The 19566-nt window shown below is 42.1% G+C and carries 15 protein-coding genes and 2 tRNA genes; 15 read left to right on the top strand and 2 right to left on the bottom strand.

Annotation, left to right across the window (positions count from 1 at the left end):
• The first annotated feature begins 33 nt into the window (after nt 1–33).
• The 13 genes from tpiA to pnp all read left to right on the top strand — a co-directional run bounded on the left by tpiA (nt 34) and on the right by pnp (nt 13487).
• The gene (gene tpiA / locus H4W00_RS02080) at nt 34–855 is read left to right on the top strand and encodes a triose-phosphate isomerase (protein WP_209955947.1); all 822 of its coding nucleotides are present in this window, start codon (nt 34–36) and stop codon (nt 853–855) included.
• A 222-nt stretch (nt 856–1077) separates the two neighbouring features.
• On the top strand, nt 1078–1386 hold the full coding sequence (gene secG / locus H4W00_RS02075) for a preprotein translocase subunit SecG (protein WP_209955944.1): 309 nt from the start codon (nt 1078–1080) through the stop codon (nt 1384–1386).
• 211 nt (nt 1387–1597) lie between these two features.
• Nucleotides 1598–1681: transfer RNA gene (locus tag H4W00_RS02070), tRNA-Leu, on the top strand.
• Nucleotides 1682–1805: 124 nt separating this feature from the next.
• Nucleotides 1806–1882, top strand: a tRNA-Met gene (locus H4W00_RS02065).
• 452 nt (nt 1883–2334) lie between these two features.
• Nucleotides 2335–2835, top strand: a complete 501-nt coding sequence (gene rimP, locus H4W00_RS02060; RefSeq protein ID WP_209955943.1) for a ribosome maturation factor RimP — start codon at nt 2335–2337, stop codon at nt 2833–2835.
• Between the two features lie 287 nt (nt 2836–3122).
• Complete coding sequence (nusA, locus tag H4W00_RS02055; RefSeq protein ID WP_209955941.1) at nt 3123–4607, top strand: transcription termination factor NusA; 1485 nt, start codon at nt 3123–3125, stop codon at nt 4605–4607.
• Nucleotides 4608–4758: 151 nt separating this feature from the next.
• Nucleotides 4759–7482: a translation initiation factor IF-2 gene (gene infB / locus H4W00_RS02050; protein ID WP_209955939.1), complete on the top strand. Its 2724-nt coding sequence runs from the start codon at nt 4759–4761 to the stop codon at nt 7480–7482.
• 170 nt (nt 7483–7652) lie between these two features.
• Nucleotides 7653–8072, top strand: coding sequence for a ribosome-binding factor A (locus tag H4W00_RS02045; RefSeq protein WP_209955937.1), 420 nt, complete (start codon nt 7653–7655; stop codon nt 8070–8072).
• A 9-nt stretch (nt 8073–8081) separates the two neighbouring features.
• Nucleotides 8082–9176, top strand: coding sequence for a tRNA pseudouridine(55) synthase TruB (gene truB, locus H4W00_RS02040; RefSeq protein ID WP_209955935.1), 1095 nt, complete (start codon nt 8082–8084; stop codon nt 9174–9176).
• Between the two features lie 506 nt (nt 9177–9682).
• Nucleotides 9683–9844 carry a hypothetical protein gene (locus tag H4W00_RS02035; RefSeq protein ID WP_209955934.1) on the top strand — a complete coding sequence of 54 codons (162 nt, stop codon included), beginning with the start codon at nt 9683–9685 and terminating at the stop codon, nt 9842–9844.
• Between the two features lie 128 nt (nt 9845–9972).
• Nucleotides 9973–10158: a hypothetical protein gene (locus tag H4W00_RS02030; RefSeq protein ID WP_209955932.1), complete on the top strand. Its 186-nt coding sequence runs from the start codon at nt 9973–9975 to the stop codon at nt 10156–10158.
• A 261-nt stretch (nt 10159–10419) separates the two neighbouring features.
• Nucleotides 10420–10686 carry a 30S ribosomal protein S15 gene (gene rpsO / locus H4W00_RS02025; RefSeq protein ID WP_209955930.1) on the top strand — a complete coding sequence of 89 codons (267 nt, stop codon included), beginning with the start codon at nt 10420–10422 and terminating at the stop codon, nt 10684–10686.
• Nucleotides 10687–11390: 704 nt separating this feature from the next.
• Nucleotides 11391–13487 (top strand): polyribonucleotide nucleotidyltransferase, encoded by a 2097-nt coding sequence (gene pnp, locus H4W00_RS02020; protein WP_209958826.1) that lies wholly within the window; start codon nt 11391–11393, stop codon nt 13485–13487.
• A gap of 525 nt (nt 13488–14012) precedes the next feature.
• Here the strand turns inward: pnp and H4W00_RS02015 are convergent.
• Entirely contained in the window at nt 14013–14270 is a 258-nt protein-coding gene (locus H4W00_RS02015; protein ID WP_209955928.1) for a YheV family putative metal-binding protein, read from the bottom strand.
• Entirely contained in the window at nt 14270–16471 is a 2202-nt protein-coding gene (locus tag H4W00_RS02010) for a M3 family metallopeptidase (protein WP_209955926.1), read from the bottom strand. The genes H4W00_RS02015 and H4W00_RS02010 overlap by 1 nt, the downstream gene beginning before the upstream one ends.
• Nucleotides 16472–17073: 602 nt before the next feature.
• On the opposite strand from H4W00_RS02010, the gene H4W00_RS02005 reads away from it, so the two are divergent.
• Together H4W00_RS02005 and H4W00_RS02000 are read left to right on the top strand one after the other, a co-directional pair.
• A complete protein-coding gene (locus H4W00_RS02005; protein WP_209955924.1) occupies nt 17074–18186 on the top strand; it encodes an AOC03_06830 family ribosome hibernation factor in 1113 nt (370 codons plus the stop codon).
• A gap of 286 nt (nt 18187–18472) precedes the next feature.
• Nucleotides 18473–19264, top strand: coding sequence for a glutathione S-transferase N-terminal domain-containing protein (locus H4W00_RS02000; RefSeq protein ID WP_209958824.1), 792 nt, complete (start codon nt 18473–18475; stop codon nt 19262–19264).
• Nucleotides 19265–19566 lie beyond the last annotated feature (302 nt).

Genomic DNA, 19566 nt, shown 5'->3' with positions numbered 1-19566 from the left:
TGGCAATGATAAACGATACAAGGTAGATGTGTGATGCAAGCTTGGGTAATTGGAAATTGGAAGCAGAATCCAGCAACGAGCCATAGTGTTAATACACTTATAAATGATCTATTAACTGCCATTAGTGCTCAAGAATCGACTGCAACAGACTCAGCGACTAACTGTCAGTTGATGGTAGCGCCAAGTTGCATTCATATGGCAGCTGTCAGCTCGCGTCTGCAAGGATCTTCAGTCATGTGTGCTGCTCAAGATATTAGCGCTCATAGCAATAGTACCGGCGCCTATACGGGTGATTGCTCAGCACAGCAAGTGGCAGATGCGGGTGCAACGTGGACGATACTTGGTCACTCTGAGCGTCGACAATACCACCAGGAGTGTCATGATATCCTGGTACAAAAGCTCACTCATGCGTTGGCGCAAAACTTAGGTATTGTACTGTGTGTGGGCGAAACTCAAGCGCAATATGATGCTAAGCAAACCCTAGAGGTGCTTAATACACAACTAACAGTCATAAAAGATGTGCTCGATCAGCAAGCAGGTGAGCAACCTGGCTTTGTGGAAGTTCTAGCTGAACGTCTAATTATTGCCTACGAACCAGTTTGGGCGATTGGCACTGGTAAAGTACCAACCGTGTCTGAAGTGAGCGCCACTCATCACTATATTAAACAAACGATAAGCAGTTTTTCGCCAGAGTTAGCTGCTGTTAGTGTGTTGTATGGTGGTAGCGTCAACGCGGATAATGCCGATAGTTTTGCAGCAGACTCTATGATAGATGGCGCATTGGTTGGTGGCGCGTCCCTAAAGGCAGCAGACTTTTTAGCCATTGCTAACGCCTTCACTTGTGCCAAAGGGTAACCTCTATCACCAAAGTTAGCGTACTTAGCGTCGACTCAGCACCTAAAGTGCCTTGGTAAGTTGATAAAAGTTGGTTTAACAGTACCCTTGCAATCGTGTACAATGCGCCTTATTTAACGTCATTGTACTTTTATAATCAGTGTACTTCTATCTATAGATAGTATTAGATCCTAAGATTTTACTCCCGTTATCAGTCGTCATTAAGCGGCAAAAGAGGCCACCATGTTTACGTTTATATTAGCCCTGCACATTATCGTGGCCATTGCCATGATCGGCTTGATTTTGATCCAACATGGTAAAGGGGCAGACGCTGGAGCTTCTTTTGGGGCTGGCTCGTCTGGTACCGTGTTTGGTGCGGCGGGGACAGCGAACTTCTTGACTCGTGCCACGGCAGCATTAACAGTCGTATTTTTTATAACCAGCATGACCCTTGCGGTAAATGCACGTAAGCAAGCTGAAGATCAGTTTCGCCTAGACGCGCCAGTGTCAGCACCGCAAACGCCGCGTCCTTTGACACAAAATCCTCAGTAGCTATATTTGATCCAGCAGGCTCTAGCTATTATAGTGTCTGCGTTATTTTAATAGCAGCCCTTGCTATTCTAGTGTGTTAGTTTTACAATGCTTTCCTGTTTTAGCAGTCTGTACTTATCGTAAGTATCATCCTCATGGTACGCAGTAATAGAATAAGAGCAGCGAGCTAAAACAGGTTAGTAAAAAAAGTTAAAGTAACAAATAGACATAAGCGATTGTGGTGGAATGGTAGACACGCCATCTTGAGGGGGTGGTGGCGAAAGCTGTGGGGGTTCAAGTCCCCCCAATCGCACCAACTTTTTTTATATAGAACAATATTAGGTTAGTAGTTATAGCAACGATATTTTTAGTTTAAAGTTTATTTGAAATAAAGATTGACAGTTATATAAAACCTCCCTATAATATGCGTTCTAGATTGATGCGGGGTGGAGCAGTCTGGTAGCTCGTCGGGCTCATAACCCGAAGGTCGTTGGTTCAAATCCAGCCCCCGCTACCATTTTCTATACTGATATTTTGTATACTAAATCTGTCAGTGACAATCAACCCACCATTATGTTTGTGGGTTTTTTTGTATCTGATGGTCAGGGTTATCGCGGTATCAATCCTACCTATGCTAAGCTCTATATCCATAGAGTACGATAATACTACGCCATTTGAGCGATTACTCGTAAGCGACATTGTCTTTTGTTTTATACTCTTTTACTGATACCTCCGCTTGATTAATAATAAGAGCATTGATAAGCCGAGTTTGAAGTTCAAGTGTTTCATCTTTACAGAGATGTATAATAAATGCGACGTCGAGCTAGAGATGTCATAACGGCAGTAGAATAGACAACCGTTACTACAACCCTTACCAACAAAACGATTACCGTGATCTGTACAAACAATAATAAGTAGTATGGTTCATTGAGTACGATAGACCAGCAAATAGGATACTATAAATAGACTATGAAACTTTCGACCAAGGTTGCAGAACTAACTAATATCATTGCTCCTGCAGTAGCAGCTTGTGATGTAGCGTTGTGGGGTGTAGAGTTTGGCCCACAAGGCAATCGTTCTTTGCTACGTATTTATATTGAGTCATTACCTGAAGAACAAGCTCAAGATAAGCAGGTGACGATCGAGAATTGCGCTGCGGTTAACCATCAAGTGAGTGGGATTCTAGAAGTACATGACCCCATTGCTGGTGAGTTTATATTAGAAGTTTCTTCACCTGGCTTTGATCGTGCGTTCTTCTCAGATGAGCAAATGTATGATTATGTGGGCCAAACAGTTAGCTTGCGCTTAATACAGGCTATTGGAGAAGGCGACAAAAAACGCCGCAAAGTAACAGGCAGATTGGACAGTATAGATACAACCTTCCTAAAGCTGACTGCCACTGATAATGAGCAGTTTGAGATTGCTTTGAGTAACATCGATAAAGCCAATTTAATTTATGAAGACGCTTAATTATTGTGCCAGACATGCAATATAAGTGACAGTAGATAGGTGCCAGTAAAATAAGTAAGTGACCAAAAATAACTAACTATTAGATAAATGAAAAATGACTGACTATGAAATAGTGGTTAAAAGTATTTTATAAGGTCGTTAGGTGCACAAGCAACTAAATGTACTGGTTAGCCATAATACGTAAATTACTTAATTCTTAAATAGCGTATGGCCTACAGCGATAACGTAATGTTAACGCACAAATCACAAAATTAAAGCCAATTATAAAATGATAGGACAGGTATAGCATGAGTCGTGAAATTTTAACGGTAGTAGAAACTGTCAGTAATGAAAAAGGCTTGAACCCTGAAGATATCTTTGAAGCAATTGAAGAAGCTTTGGTGGTTTCGACCAAGAAAAAAGTATATACCGAACAGCCAGAAGTGGCAGTGCGGGTAGCCATCGATCGTACGACTGGTGATTATGATACTTATCGTTACTGGACAGTGGTTGCAGACGAAGACCATGAGATGCCTGCCTGTCAGCTTGCCATCACCGACCTTGATCAAGAACAATGGTCAATTGGCGATGTTAAAGAAGAGCAGATTGAATCTATTGAGTTTGGTCGCATTGCAGCCACTCAAGCTAAGCAGGTCATCATCCAAAAGATTCGCGAAGCTGAGCGTGCCCTGGTGGCAGACGCTTTTGAGCCACGAGTTGGCGAAATGATGTATGGCGAAGTAAAAAAACAAACTCGCGATGGCTATATTATTGACCTTGGTGATAGTGCTGAAGGTTATCTGTCACGCGATCAGATGTTGCCACGTGAGCAGCTGCGGGCAAAGTCGCGCATCAATGCTATTTTATATCATGTCAACCGCGACAATCGTGGCGCGCAGCTACTGTTATCGCGTACCCATCCTGAAATGCTCTCAGCTTTGATGCAAAAAGAAGTACCTGAGATTGCCGAGCAAATTATTGAGATTCGTAACGTTGCTCGTTTGCCTGGTACTCGTGCTAAAATATCCGTGAAAACCAACGATCATCGTATTGATCCAGTTGGTGCTTGTATTGGCATGCGTGGCACGCGAATTCAAGCCGTTCAGCAAGAGCTTGACGGCGAACGTATTGATGTCGTGGTATGGTCAGATGACCCCGCCCAGTTCATCATCAGTGCACTTGAGCCGGCGGATGTTAGCAGCATTATCTTAGATGAAGATGCGCAAACGGCTGATATTATCTTTAGTACTAACGACCAACTTGCACGTGCTATTGGCTCACAAGGCCAAAACGTACGTCTGGCTTCTGAATTGACGGGTTATAAGCTTAATATGATGCTTGAAGAAGAGTATCAGCAACGTCAAGCAGACGAGTCAAAAGCCTTTATCGACTTATTCTATGAACGTCTAGAAGTTGATAAAGATTTAGCACACGCGCTCGTTGATATTGGTTTTACCAGCATCGAAGAAGTGGCTTACGTGCCAGCTGAGACTTTTTATGATATCGAAGGCTTAGATGACGAAGCGATTGATATGATTCAAGAGCGTGCTAAAGAAGTGGTAATCGCTGATGAGCTAGTAAAACAACAGAACATGAAAGAGCCAAGTCAAGAGCTACAAGATCTTGAAGGTATGACCGTCAGTTGGGCTTATAGAATGGCTGAAAAAGACATCATTACCGTTGATGATCTAGCTGAACAAGCTGTATTTGATTTAGAAGATATTGAAGACTTAGACACTGAAACCGCAGGAAAACTCATCATGAAAGCTCGGGAATCTTGGTTCAATGAATAGGCTCTAACTGCATATCGCTGTCTTTTGGTGATATGCTATTTATAATAGAGCGCTGGTATTAATATAAAACTAGTATCAGCCTTAACGCAATCATTTGTAGCCAACAACTGAATTGAACATATAGCAAATAATAGACAGTAGGTGATAATCAATGGCAGATAAGACCGTCAAAGAACTGGCAGATATGGTAGGCAAAGTCGCTAGCGCTGTAAAGCAGCAACTAGTGGATGCTGGGCTACCTGCTCGTGGGGAGGATGACCTAGTCACCGAACTTGAGCAAGAGAAGTTGGTGACGTATTTAAAGCAAAGTCATGGTCAGCAAGACAAGCGCCGTATTAGTCTTAAATCTAAGACAACGAGTACTGCGCGCGTGACCGGCTCTTCAGGTAAATCTAAGAGCGTCAATGTTGAAGTACGTAAAAAGAAAGTATTCGAGAAGCCTGATCCAGAAAAAATGGCTGAAGAGTTGGCTGCACGCGAACAGGCACTGATTGAATCACAAGCCCGCGCTGCTAAAGAAGCTGAAGAGCGTTCTGCGACTAAGAAAAAATCTGAAGAGCGCCAAGCGGCTACCTTAGCGGCTATGCGTGCAAGTTTAGGGTCTAACAAAAGCTCAGCAGGCAAAAGTGATGAAGCTTCTACTTCTTCAGTTGTGGTCAAAAAGGGCAGCAAAACTGCTATTGAGATCAAAACTAAAGAAAAGAAAAAAGTCGCTGCTACTAAGCCAAAAGTTGAAACCGCAGCTGAACGAAAAACTCGTGAGGCACGTGAAGTAGAAGAAGAACGTCTACGTCAAATCGAATCAAAAACCCGCCGAGCCCAAGCTGAAGAGACGCAAAAACGTACTCTTGAGCAGATGCGAAAAATGGCAGGTCAGTATACAGATCGCGAACCTGTTGCTGAAGTTCGTAAAGATGAACCTCTAGCCGAAGGCTTGGTTGGCGACGCTTTAGAAGAATCGTTTGAAAAAGAACGTCGCGAAATTAAGCGCGGTGCAAGTAGTACTGGTACCCGTGGTCGTCGCCGTAAGAACCAGGATGAGCGTGAGATAAAAAACCGTAAAAATGGTTTACGTTCAACCCAAGCCGGTCAGCATAAGTTTGAAAAACCTGTTGAAAAAATTGTTTATGATGTCGAAATTAGCGAGCACATTGCAGTAGCTGATCTGGCGCAACGCATGGCGGTCAAAGCACGCGAAGTCACTAAGTTACTTATGAAAATGGGTGAATTGGCTAGTGAGACAGATACCATTGATCAAGCGACAGCAAGTCTGATCGTTGAAGAAATGGGTCATAATCCAGTACCAGTGAGCGATACTAAGGTTGAAGATGACCTTCATAGCGCTGTCGATGAGCGTAGCAGTAACGTACAAGCGCGCCCACCAGTGGTTACTATTATGGGTCACGTTGACCATGGTAAAACGTCATTGCTTGATAAAATTCGCGAAACCAAAGTCGCCACTGGCGAGGCCGGTGGTATCACTCAGCATATCGGTGCCTATCACGTTAAAACCGCACGCGGGGTTATTACTTTCCTTGATACCCCAGGTCACGCAGCCTTTAGTGCCATGCGTTCACGCGGCGCACAAGCGACTGATATTGTAGTACTAGTAGTTGCTGCTGATGACGGTATGATGCCGCAAACTGAAGAAGCGATTGATCATGCTCGTGCTGCAGGCACACCAATTATTGTCGCCATTAACAAAATGGATAAGCCAAGTGCTGATCCTGATCGTGTTTTAAATGAGTTAACCGCTAAGCAAGTGGTATCAGAAGCATGGGGTGGCGATACCCCAATGGCACGTATCTCAGCCAAAACTGGCGAAGGTATTGATGAGCTTTTAGAATACATTAGCATACAAGCTGAGCTGATGGAGTTAGAAGCGCCGCTAGATGGGGCTGCTCAAGGTATCGTTATTGAGTCAAGACTTGAAAAAGGTCGTGGCCCTGTCGCTAGTGTATTGGTCAAAAAAGGTACATTGAAGCAAGGTGATTTAGTCCTAGCAGGTGAGTACTATGGTCGAGTTCGTGCCATTGTGGACGAGCATGGTCAGCGTATCCAGTCAGCTGGTCCTTCTATCCCAGTTGAGATTTTAGGTTTGCCTGAAACGCCAGCTGCGGGTAGCGAGTTCTTAGTGGTTACTGACGAGAAGAAAGCGCGCGAAGTTGCTGACTTCAGAGTTAACCGTGAGCGCGAGCGTCAACTTGAACGCCAGAATAAAATGCGCCTAGAAAGTATGTTTGAGCAGATGGAACAAGGCGATGTGTCGTTCTTGAATATCGTGCTAAAAACTGATGTTCGTGGTTCGCTTGAGGCTTTACTTGCCGCATTAGATGAATTATCAACTGATGAAGTAAAAGTAAGAGTTATCAGCTCAGGTGTCGGTCCGATTTCAGAGTCTGATGTGACACTGGCAGAGTCTAGCGAAGCCGTACTATTAGGTTTCAACGTCCGAGCAGATGCTACCGCGCGTCGCAAAGCGAATGCCGCTAATATGGATATCCGTTATTACAGTGTCATCTATGGTCTAATCGATGATGTGAAAGCAGCAATGAGTGGTATGCTTGCGCCAGAACATCGTGAGAAAATCCTAGGTGTTGCTGACGTACGTGAAGTGTTCCGCTCTAGTAAATTTGGTGCAGCGGCTGGTTGTATGGTCGTTGAAGGCACTATTTATCGCAACAAGCCAATTCGTGTACTGCGTAATGACCAGGTTATCTTTACCGGTCAACTGCAGTCATTACGTCGCTATAAAGAAGACGTTAATGAAGTGCGCACTGGTATTGAATGTGGTCTAGCGGTTCGTGGTTATGATGTCGAAGCGGGCGATAAAATCGAAGTCTTTGAAATTCAAGAGTTCGAACGCACTATCTAAATCTGTTATTTAAGCATGCTATAAGCTTAATCAGCTGGATATACATCGCATTGCTTACTGATATTACGATGTATTTAGGCCTAACAGGTTCATCCTGCTAGGCCTTTTTTATCGTATATTATATATTTTTAACATTGCCAAATTAATAGTATTAAAAACAGGATAATAATATGAACCAACGCCTACAACGCTTATCCGATCAAATTCAGCGCGAGCTTGCTGTTCTTATTCGTGATGAAGTCAACGATCCACGTCTGACAGGTTTCGTAACTATATCGAGTGTCAAAGTTAGCCCTGACCTTGGCTATGCAGATATCTACGTGACTATCATGGAATCGGAACTCAACGGTGGCATGAACAAGACTGATCATGAACCGAGTGTGCAAGTGCTTAATAAAGCTGCTGGATTTTTGCGTACTGAGCTGAGCCATAGCTTAAAAACACGTACCACACCACGCCTGCGCTTTCATTACGATGAAGTCACTGCTCGCGGTAACTATATGATGGACTTGATCAGTCAGGCAGTCACCAAAACTGAGCAAAATGAAGCTGATGAGCAAGCAGTAGATCAGAAACAAACTGACCAATAAGTAAATATTATGTCCATAGCGAAGCAAGCAGCCAATCAAGCCAGTAAGCAGAAAGTATCTGGGGTCATTCTAGTGGATAAGCCGATTGGTATGACCTCACAACAGGTGGTATCGAAAGTTAAGTATCTGTTTAAGTCGCCTATACATGACAGTAAAAAAGCGGGTCATACTGGAACGCTTGATCCAATGGCCACAGGCCTACTGCCCATTTGCCTAGGTGAGGCGACTAAGTTTAGTCATTACCAACTTGATGCTGATAAATCTTATCAGGCGACGATATTACTGGGTATTCAGACTGATACCGGCGACGCTGATGGTAAAGTGATTGCACAGGCTGCTATACCTAAGTTTGATCAGGCACAGCTAAGAGATATCGCTCAGCAGTTTTTGGGTGCTCAGCAGCAAATACCACCGATGTATTCCGCCTTAAAGAAAGATGGCAAAAAGCTATATGAATATGCGCGCGCTGGCATAGAAGTTGAACGTGCGCCAAGAGATCTGTTTATTAAAGCCATTAGTCTAGTGGAGATCAACCAAGAGCAGATCCAGCTGACGGTCACCTGTTCTAAGGGCACGTATGTACGCGTTTTAGCTGAGGATATCGCCAAAGTATTGGGTACACTAGGTCATCTGATAGCCTTGCGTCGCCTGCAGGTTGGCGACTTCAAGGTTGATCAGGCCATTACCTTAGTGCAATTAGAGCAACAAACTTTAGACAGTCGATTCGCTCAATTGTTATCGGTAGATGCCTGTGTCAATATTGCGCCTAAACTCACACTGACACCGGTGCAAGTTGAACGTGTACATATGGGTCAGCGTTTAAACGTACTCGATCAGCTTACTGAAGATTTGCAAGATTATATTTTAAATACTGTTAGTCAGCATGCATCTAGTAGTAAAGATGATGCAAATTATCAAAATGATAGTGATAAGACCGGCAGTCATAACAGTAGTAATCTTGATGGTCAGCAGAGCGAAGCTCAACCATTACTCTATGAAATACCCGTAGATATTCGTTTAATAGACCAGCAAGGGCAGTTCATTGGTTTGGGCGCAGTGAGTTTGAATGGTCGGTTGCAACCTAAAAAACTAGTCAACTTGTAGCTTATTAACATATAGTTAAAATACCTTAAAAACGCTACGATACTGCTGGTATAAGCTTTTTGCCGCCTCTGTCTGCGTAGGCACAGCAAGCAAGAAAAATTTATGCCAGCAGTATGTTATGTATCGACATCACTTTTCATTGACTATAGTTAGTACATTTAGGGTGGATCAGAATAAACGATCCTCAATTCTATAAAACTTACTAACACCTTACACTAATCACATACTGTCACATTTTATTGCAGGTTCCACCTATAGTGGAACCTGCTTTTTTTATATACTCATTAAATAGTCCAAACATATCTATAACGCACAGTTGTATTAATGATAAAAATCTAGATTAAATTAAGACTAAAAATTAGAAAGTCTGAATGAGAGAGTCTAATAAAAAACGTAATCATAAAAATAATAATACAAAAAATATGAATGTACCAAGCTCTAATTGCATATTTAACAGAAATTTTGACTTAACTATATCCATTCATAACACAAAAAAGGAAATCACTATGTCACAGCCTAACCCCAACAATACTAAGCTTGAGCAAGAACGTTCTGAAGCAGCTACTGCCTCATTAAAGAACCAAACTGAAAGCAACTATACAAAAGATACGGAAGAAGCGGCAGATCGTATCGCTGATAATGCAGAAAAAGCTAAGAAAGAAAAATAAGCTTTTTGTTTTAGCTTAGGTTTTGAGTATCTAATTGAAAATGCTAACTGTTCAAATGGTTGGCATTTTTAACATTAGATTATTTTAAAATTATATTATTGATAATAAAATAAACTAGGAGAGTTATTATGGATAAGCCAAAAGAAAATATGGATAAGCAAGAAAAAAGCATACAACGGTTAGCAGATGATATCAATCCAAGTGAAGATATTGTTCCAGATAGCTTGGCTGAGGTAACCACCATGCCATTAGCAGATGAGGAACTGGGTAGCAATGCTACCGAAGATGATCTCAAAAATAAAAAAGATAAGTAAGCTGTAGAACCATATTTATCATCATGATTATTTTCTAAAACTGCTGAAACTACTGCCGAAAGTTGCTGTTAGTTCAGCAGTTTTTTGTTATAATCGCCCCCAAGTCAATATATCGTGCTTGCTGACCACTAGGTCAACTCTAGTAATGCAGGGTTGTCCCGAATGGCAGGTAAGCTATTTTATTTATACTATTCTATCGTTTCATAGGCGTTCAAATTTATTGAATGTCACTTGTAACCTTTAGCATTGCCGGAGAAATCTATGTTAACTAATACTGATCGCGAACAAATCATTGCTCAATACCAACGTGGCGAAAACGACACGGGCTCACCTGAAGTTCAAGTCGCTTTACTAAGCGCCCGCATTAACGATTTGCAGAACCATTTTAAAGCACACAAAGCTGATCATCATAGCCGTCGTGGTCTTATCCGTATGGTTAATACTCGTCGTAAACTGCTTGATTATTTAAAAGGCAAAGATCTTGGTCGTTATACGACGGTTATCAGCCAGCTTGGTCTACGTCGTTAATCTAGCAACAGTCTTATAGTAGGTACCGTTAAGTTAGAACGTGCAACATGTTTTGGCATAATTCTATACTTTGTGATCGCTCTATGAGTATTTGTTTGTTGTTATTGACATAATAGTTGAGTAGTAAAAAACGGTGTGGAATAGTTTCACGCCGTTTTTTTATGGCTACTGTGTTTAGAGGTTTTACGTCAAATTTAGAAGGTAAAGCTAGGTAATAATAGCCTGCTTTATAGCTGTAGAATAGTAAGTAAAGGCACAAGTTTAAGCACAGACAATTTGCAAGACAAAGTAGTGAGAAATACTAACATTCGCTCAGTTTTGTAATTAATTGGTCAATGGCTAGAAATCCCTGTAAAATAGTGCACTGTGAGTTTTTATAGCCATGCTTACCTATAGATGTAGGTGTAAAAAAATTAATAGCCCGTATGTAATGTGGCCTTTATAACGTCAAAGCTTCATTGGTACTGATAGAAAAGATATTTATGGACAATCGAATTTGAACGACTAAAAGATGTAGCAGTATAGATAAATCCGTAAGATAAATGCATAACAGTGACCGTACTTACGAGCAGAACTCGCAAGTACAATGCTCTTCAGTTAGCGGTTATAGCCAGAAAAATTTTAACGACTGATATCAGGCTCCTTATAGCGCTGATATTATTTTCGTCATCCAACATTAGGAAAATTATATGACAAATCCGACAATGTTCAACACCATTAAACGTGAATTCCAATATGGCAACCAGCAAGTTATCATTGAGACTGGTCGTATTGCTCGCCAAGCCAACTCTATTTTAGTTCACATGGGCGGCGTTACTGTATTAGTAGCAGCAGTCGTTAAGTCTGAAGCAAAAGCTGGGCAAAACTTTTTTCCATTGACGGTTAACTATCAAGAAAAAATGTATGCTGCTGGTAAGATTCCAGGGGCTTACGGCAAACGCGAAGGCCGCGCTAGCGAGTTTGAAACCCTAACCTCGCGTCTCATTGACCGTCCAATTCGTCCGTTATTTCCTGAAGGCTATTTGAACGAGGTTCAGATCACAGCTACAGTAGTGTCATCAGATAAAACTCAATCTGCAGATATCGCCGCATTGATTGGCGCTTCAGCAGCGTTATCTATCTCTGACGCGCCTTTTAACGGCCCTGTTGCCGGTGCACGTGTTGGCTTTATTAACGGTGAATACGTTCTAAACCCAACGCTTGAGCAACTTAAAGAGAGTGATCTGGACTTAATCGTCGCTGGTACAAAATCGGCAGTATTGATGGTAGAGTCTGAAGCCAAAGAGCTATCAGAAGACCAAATGCTAGGCGCTGTACTATATGGCCATGAGCAACAGCAAATTGTTATTGATAATATTGCCTCATTAGCAGCAGAAGTAGGTACTGCTAAGCAACAGTTTACTGCTCCTAAGCACGACCAAGCGCTTGAAAGTGCTATGAAAGAGCAGTTCGGTGTACAAGTTGCTGACGCTTATACCATTACTGACAAGCAAGAACGTTACACTAAGTTGGATGATATTAAGCAAGCGGCTATCGGAACACTAGCAGGTGATTCAGAGTCAGAAGCTTATAGCAACAATGTATCTGAGCTAAAAGAAATCTATAACGAGCTAAAATATCGTACGGTTCGTGACAGCATCTTGTCTGGCAAACCACGTATTGATGGTCGTGACCTTGATACGGTACGTGCCCTTGATGTACAAGTAGGCGTGTTACCATTTACCCATGGTTCAGCGTTATTTACTCGTGGTGAAACCCAAGCATTAGTGACCACTACCCTTGGCAACAGCCGTGATGTCAATATGATTGACTCGCTAGGTGGTACTATTCGTGACCATTTCATGTTGCATTACAACTTCCCGCATTTCTCAGTCGGCGAAACCGGCCGTGAAGGTATTCCTAAACGTCGCGAAATCGGTCATGGTCGCTTAGCGCGCCGCGGTGTACAAGCGATGCTTCCTGATAGCGAACGCTTCCCGTATGTTATCCGTGTGGTATCAGAGATCACTGAGTCAAATGGTTCATCTTCTATGGCCTCTGTTTGTGGTGCCAGCTTGGCATTGATGGACGCTGGTGTACCAATGAAAGCACCCGTTGCTGGTATCGCGATGGGTCTGGTTAAAGAAGGCGAGCGCTTTGCCGTATTGTCTGACATTTTAGGTGATGAAGATCATCTTGGCGACATGGACTTTAAAGTTGCTGGCTCTAAAGACGGTATCACTGCGCTACAGATGGACATTAAAATTGAAGGCATTACCCCAGACATCATGGAGCAAGCGCTCAAACAAGCCCATGCTGGTCGTATCCATATCTTAGATGCGATGAATAAAGTACTGCCCGCAAGCCGTACTGAAATCAACGCACATGCGCCTAACTATGCAGTGATTGAAATCAACCCAGATAAAATTCGTGAAGTTATTGGTAAAGGCGGCGCAACCATTCGTCAGCTAACCGAAGAAACAGGCGCGGTTATCGATATTGATGACGGCGGCACGATTCGTATCTTTGGTGAAAATAAAGCCGCGACCAAAGCCGCTATTAGTAAAATCGAAGCCTTAACTGCAGAAGTCGAAGTAGGTAAAATCTATGAAGGTACGGTTGCTCGTATCGTTGACTTCGGTGCTTTCGTTAACGTCCTACCAAATACTGATGGCCTAGTCCATATCTCTCAAATCGCAGAAGAGCGCGTAGAGAATGTGTCTGATTATCTCAAAGAAGGTCAAGTCGTTAAAGTATTTGTCCAAGACGTTGATAACCGTGGTCGCATTAAATTGACTATGAAAGGCATTGAACAGAGCTAAGTGACTATTCTACTAATGTAGCACTAGAATGTCGCCTCAATAAAAAGAACCGCTTTGAATCACTTATTATTAGTGCTCAAGGCGGTTTTTTTATGGGCTTAAAATTTGAGTATGATCCGTCATTTAAAAACAACTGAGACATGTTAATAATTTACAAGCTGATATCTAAAGTGGGATACTTTATGGGGGCATGAGTGAACTGTAGAGCTGCCATAATATAGTTAAAATACCTCAAAAACACTACGGTACTGCTGGTATAAGCTTTTTACAGCCTCCGTCTGCGTAGGCACAGCAAGTAAGAAAAGCTTATACCAGCAGTAGGTTATGTATCGATATTACTTTTCATTGACTATAGATATCTCGTGACAGTAAGTGGTATAAAAAACAGTCTAAGACCTTAAAATCCAAAATAAAAAACCTATCTATAACAAAAAGCCTATCTATTGATAGGCTAATGTCTTAAATATTATTTAAGGGTCAACATAAGAACTCAGGTTTTGATCTTAAGTATTCTGTCTGGAAACTTTAGATTTTAAATTTCACAGTACCGCTTGTGCCGGTCGCCATGACATCACGCGCAAGCTGGTCTTCTGCATGGTTTTTGGCACTAATTTCATCAGGGTCAGGACGATGTTCTGTATGCCCACATTGGGTACATTCAATATATTCATCAGGCTCAGGTGTCACGATATTGACTTGCACTACCGCATCTGCCGCTTCACATTTAGGGCAGCGAACCCCTGCTAAAAACTGCCGTTTTGGGCGCGGAGACTTATAACGCATTAGCTGACCTCGCGTTTGATCTGCGTATTAGCCGCCTCATTTTGAGTCGCGTTACTAAAGCCACTATGGCGTAATAAGGCATCAATACTAGCACTACGACCACGAAAGTTCTCAAAGTTAGTCTTAGCGGGTAAGCTGCCACCCACGGATAAAATAGTGTCACGGAAAGCTTTACCCGTTATAGGATTAAAGATGCCTTCTTCTTCAAACTTACTAAAGGCATCTGCAGATAGTAGCTCCGCCCATTTGTAAGAATAGTATCCCGCTGCATAACCACCGGCAAAGATATGACTGAAGCCATTAGTAAAACGGTTGTAGTCAGGGGTTTCCATAATAGCAATATCACTGCGCACATTATCTAAAGTCGCGAGAATACCGTCATAATCTAAAGCTGGCGTGTGCGCGTGAATCAGTAAGTCAAAAAGTGAAAATTCTATCTGACGCAGAGTCTGCATACCACTTTGGAAGTTTTTGGCCGCTAATAAGGCGTCAAGCTTGTCTTTGGGTAATGGCTCACCGGTCTCTACATGACTACTGATGAGTGCAATGCCTTCAGCATCCCACGCCCAGTTTTCCATAAACTGACTGGGTAGCTCGACTGCATCCCACTCTACGCCATTGACACCGGCGACATCACCAACAGTAACCTGGGTTAATAAATGATGCAGACCATGACCAAACTCATGAAATAAGGTCAACACTTCATCATGGGTGAGCAAGCTTGGTTTACTGTCAAGCGCTGGGGTAAAGTTGCCGACCATGAAACAGACCGGTAGCTGATGATGGTTCAGCTCCTCATGACTATAACGGGACTGAAAACCACTCATCCATGCGCCGCCACGCTTACCACTGCGAGCAAATAAATCAAAGTAAAAACCACCAATCAAGGTGTCTTTTTCATCAAACAACTGGTAAAAACGCACATCGTCATGCCAGCGTGATACGACAGTTTCACTAGTGTTAGAAGCACTTTGTTCACGCACTGTAATACCGTATAGGCGCTTAACAATGGCAAATAAACCATCAATGACTTTTGGTAATGGAAAGTAGGGACGAATCTCTTCTTGCGATAAGCTGAACTTATTTTGTTTGACCTTTTCGGCAATATAGGCGCTATCCCACGGTTGCAAGTCTGTGATGTCATAATCGCGTGCGCATTCTTGTAGTTGTGTTAAGTCTTGTTTGGCAGTTGGTGTTGCTTGCGCCGCTAGACTGCGTAAAAAGGTTTCAACTTCCGGTACATTGTCTGCCATCTTAGTGGATAAAGACACCTCAGCGTAATTAGTAAAGCCTAGTAATTGGGCTTTTTGCTCGCGCAGTTGCATGATTTGACTCATGATGTCAGCATTATTTAGTGATTCACCTTTGCTATTAGTATGATTATCAAATTCCGAGGCACGAGTGACATAAGCACGGTATAACGTTTCGCGTAAACTGCGATCATTTGCATGAGTCATGACTGCTAGATAAACAGGGATATTTAAGGTAGCCACATAATAAGGGGTAGGCAGGGCATCACTCTCAGCTTGCGAAAGTGAGCCATTGGCCAACTCGCGTACTTTATATTGGGCACCAGCATCGGCTAATAGCGCTAAACCACCGTCAGTCAAGCCTGCCAACTGTGGTTGTTCAATAGGTAGCACATAAGCTTGGGTGGCATCCAAAATATGGTCTGAGAATGTCGCAGACAAGGTCGATAGCTGGCTTTGAATAGCGGCAAACGTATCTTGCTCAGATTTTGGTAACGCCACCCCTGATAACTCAAAGCTTTGTAGAGCCAGTTCAAACGCCCGCGCCCGAGCAGGTTCCAGCTGCGCTAAAAATGCCTTATCATTAATAATGGCTTGATAACGAGTAAATAGGGGTTGATGTTGCCCGACCCGAGTGCCATAAGCAGATAGCTTCGGCAGCAGCTCATGATGCACATGACGAATATCATCATTGCTCATTACGCCATTAAGATGCGACAAAATACCCCAACTGCGATCCAATGCCAGATTGATATGATCAAAGGCCATGACATCCGCTAGTGCCTGCTTGGCGCTGATGCCAACAGCACCTTCATCATTATTCGTTATCGATGCCAGCTCATCTAAAAAGGTATTAGCCTGATCAATAGCCGTGGTTACTTGCGTCTGTAGATCGCTTGGATTAGTAGCGGCAAAGTCAACAAGGTGCAAATCCGAATTAAGAGTAGTCATAAAGAGATCCAATATTAATAAATGGTGTTATTTATAATTAAAATTTTGTAGGTCGTGGCTGCAGATTGCTAAGAATGGTCTAAATATTAATGGCTACTTAAAAGATGGGTATAGAGGGGTAAGAATGCAAGCCTAGGCCTACTGCACATACATATTATCTATACTCTCAAGTACTCAACGCCTAACTACTGAGATTCTCTAGTACTTATACTTTCAAATCCTAGTTTTTAAGTTGTACAAGTCATAACCTGCCTAAGTATTCTGCCTGAATAGCAGAAGCCTAAGCAAATGAATTTATAAATACCCAATATTGACTAACTTGCTTACAAAGTGTCATCATTTGCTTGCAAACTAACCCTACAGCCAGCAGGGTGAAATTGGTAGGATGAACGCAGTGGAATATAAATATTATATTACTGAGAATATTACGCTGATGAGTGTTACATTAATAACAGGCCGTTATTAATTTAGGAGGTTAATTCTATTATCATCTTAATCCCTAGCAAAAAAAGTAAATAATAAATATTTAATAAAGCTAACTTATCATGTTAGTAATCAAATATGATTAAGTCTCAAAAACAATAAAATATGGAGAACTATTTATGAAAGCAACTCTAAAAAGTTTACGTGAAACCAAAGCCAATCCAGCGGTAAGTATCTTTGTGAAGACTCACCGTGAACATCCTGAAAATGAAAAAGATCCTATTGCGCTAAAAAATCAGCTAAAAGTAGCCGAAGAACGCTTAATTAAAGAATATGATAAACGTACTGCGACCACCATCTTAGATAAAATTCATGCTGAAATTAAAGAGTTAAATCATAATTATAACCTCGATACTTTAGCTGTTTTTGCAAGTACTGACGATGTGCAAATTGTTCGTATGCCTATCGATACTGTAGAGCGTGTGGTAATTTCAGATCGTTTCGCTACTCGTGACCTAGTACGTGATATGGCCAGTGCCGTGCATTATTATACTGTGGTGCTTACTCGTGATAAGGCCCGCTTAATTGAAGCGTCGAACGACCGTGTCGTGGTTGAAATGGACAAAGATTCTAATAGCCAAAACCATATGGAAAGTATCCCATTCCCTATCGAAAATAATAGCTTATACACGACTGGTGATGGCGGTTCAGATCGTTCAGCAGACAACGAGAACAGTTATCTAAAAGAGTTCTTTAACCGTGTTGACAAAAGTGTACAAGAACTGTGGGGCGAACACAAAATGCCGTTAGTGATCGTCGGTGATGCGCGTAATATTAGCTATTATCAAGATGTATGCGACCGTCCAGATAATATCATCGCTACTGTTTCGAACCTGACTGAACTTGAAGAAGGCAACGCCCAACATATTATTGATGGCGTGCAAGAAGCGGTAGAAAAATATCGTACGTCACTACATGAAGCGGCATTGAGCGAAATTGACAAAGCCCGTGGTGCTCAGATGTTACGCACTGACCTGCAAGAAGTTTACCGTGCTGCTTATCAAGGTGCTGGCGAGACTTTATACGTTCGTCGCGGTTATATGCAACCTGCCAAGATTGACGAAACAGCGCAGACCTTGATCATGGCGGATGACACTGCCACAGAGGGCGTAACCGATGATGCCATTGGCGAAATTATCGAACATGTGATTCATAATGGTGGCAAAGCGGTATTCATGCCTAAAGACATTATGGGCGAAGACCAACCTATTGCGTTAGTTACTCGTTATTAATGATTGGTAACGAATAAGCAGTAAGCATTAAGCACGTCATGAGGGCATTGGTTCGTTGAGAGTCAATGCCCTTTTATATTGGTCAGTCTAAAAATAGTCCAAAAATAATTTTTAGCAGATACCACTGAGAATAAATAGGCGGTACTAAAATCAATAGCAATCAGCGCTACTAAACATACATCACTTGAATGCTAATAATATAAAAAATGCAAATAATAGCCTTGAGTCGCAATTACAAACAACAGTTATGACAATAAGGACACTGATGATGGGTTTTTCAAATAATATGATCGGACATAAACTAAAAAGTCTACAAGCTACTACTTCGACGTTACTACGAGGTGGACGAGGCAATATGGGTACAGCAACACCGATGCAGCCGGAGCAATCGTTAATCTTGTACGAGCATGAAGCCTGCCCTCATTCTCGCCGAGTACGTGAAGTGATGACTCACTTAAACCTTGATTATGAAAGCCGTCCCAGCCCGCATAAAGGTCATGTCTATCGTGACGAACTTAAAGAATTGGCGGGTAAAGCGCAAGTACCATTTTTAATCGATGAAAATACTGGTGATAAAATACCAGACTCACAAGTCATCATTGATCATCTATTTACCCATTACTCTAAAAAAGGCACTACCCCTGAGAACTATCGAGCCTCTAATGGAGACAGTGCCACTTTGAGCAATAAAGCGACTAGTATTGCCTCGATGATGCGTGGTGTTAAAGCGGACCATCCGAAAAAGAACTTAGCGCGTGGTAAACCTAAAGAACCGCTACAGTTATATGGTTTCGAAGCCAGTCCATTTTGCCGTTTGGTACGCGAAAAATTAAGCGAGCTTGAAATAGGTTATATCAACCACAATGTTGCGCGCGAACAAATACAGGATATCGGCGGCTTTGGGATGCGTTTAAATCTTGGCGAATACCATCCTATTAAAGGGGGTAAACGCGAGCGCATCATGAATCAAGTAATGGATGGTAAGCTACAGTTTCCTTACCTGATTGACCCTAATACTGACGCTAAGATGTATGAATCAGCAGATATTATTGATTATTTAGATACAACTTACGGCTAGTATGGATAGGTGCAAACGCTGGTTTTACCTAGCAATTGACGGTATATAGCAATATTAAATCGCTGAGAATGCAGTCATAGGGCAATCAGTAATCAGGGGCGAATAGTGAGACTTAGTTTTAATGTCTGATTTCTCACTCTTTTGATAGACATAATAATCTAATAGGATTAGTAGACGGGGTCGTTTGATCAAGCGGCTTGTTATTAAAATTCTAGTAGTGACGGTTTGTTACTTTTTATTGGTTAGCCTGATTGTTTTGCCAATGATGGTCTATGATAGTCATAAGCCCAACGTTAGGTAAT

Origin of the sequence: Psychrobacter sp. PL19 (assembly GCF_017875835.1) — a bacterium.
Lineage (GTDB): Bacteria > Pseudomonadota > Gammaproteobacteria > Pseudomonadales > Moraxellaceae > Psychrobacter.
Note: the sequence above shows the minus strand (reverse complement) of the source record. Positions and strands in the feature narration are given on the sequence as shown.